General features: G+C 44.6%; 1 protein-coding gene. It reads left to right on the top strand.

Translation table 11 applies throughout. From position 1 onward, the window contains the following. Nucleotides 1-1,055, top strand: a 1,055-nt coding sequence (locus tag ACTXGO_RS14005; RefSeq protein WP_443574948.1) for an alpha/beta hydrolase, incomplete at its 5' end; no start/stop codon positions are given. Nucleotides 1,056-1,270 lie beyond the last annotated feature (215 nt).

Genomic DNA, 1,270 nt, shown 5'->3' with positions numbered 1-1,270 from the left:
ATATGACTACTGTGAACAAAAAAACATCGGTAAATAATGCAATTGAGGCGGATTTACTACCCGCCGTTGCCAATTATCTAAAAGTACTTAACGAGCAAGTGCTACCTGCTTTTATCAAAACGGGTAGCGTCCCTAATGCAATCAATGCACGAGATGGTCTGGCAAATTTGACTCATACCTTTGTGACCCAAGCAGTAAATATCCCACTGATAATTGACGACATTGTGAAATGTGATGAACAAGCGACAGATGCGAGTGATGCGCGCGCTTATGATGTACCCGTACGGCTTTTTTATCCCAGTTTGCCCGTAGATTCGGGAGAGTCAGCCACGACCTCTTTGCCCGTGATGCTGTACTTTCATGGTGGCGGCGGTACCGCGGGTAGCGTCTCTGTTTATCATCAGATCTTATGCCGTTTGGCAAAACATACCAATCACATCATCATCGCGCCAGAATATCGCCTAGCCCCAGAAAATCCTTACCCTGCCGCGCAAAACGACGCTTGTACTGTGCTGCTTGGACTCAATAAACTACTTGCCCGCCGTCAAATAATGACAGACAAGATAGTGGTCGCAGGCGATAGTCATGGCGGCGCGCTAGTAACCAATCTATTACGTGATCCTAGGGTAAAAGCCTCGGATATAATAGAGAAAATCAGCGCGCAAGTGCTGATGTACCCTAGCGTCGACTTTACAATGAGTAGCCCCTCTGTTGAAAAATATGCTAGTGGCTACTTGCTCAGCCGCGTACGTATCGACTGGTATTTTAACCAATACTTTCAGAACAATGAAGATACACAAGCTAAGTCCGCGCTATTTGCCAGTTTAGACGACCTCAAGGGTCAGCCGCCTGCGCTTATTATCAATGCAGCCATTGACCCTTTATATGATGAAGGCGTCGCTTATGCTACCAAACTCAACCAAGCAGGCGTTGATGCGCAGCACATCACTTATGATAAGGTTATTCACGCTTACCTTAATATGGAAAACCTCAATCCTGATGTTTGCATGCAGACTTATACGGCTATCAATGCGTTTTTAAACAGCAAAGTTTAGACAAATACATGCTGATGACAAGGTTAAGAAACAACGCTCACCATTCCTAGACAAGCTACAAGTTACAAACTTGCTACTATAGTCAGTACAAAGTAAAAGTCTAAATATAGTCCTACTACGGAACCCCTATGTCCTTACCTTTAAACTCTATATCAATTAAAACAGCGAGCTTAGCCGTATTAATGAGCCTGTCTCTGATCGCCTGTAGTCCCGCT

The organism is Psychrobacter sp. T6-1 (genome assembly GCF_052258445.1).
This window is presented reverse-complemented; position numbering and strand designations above follow the sequence as displayed.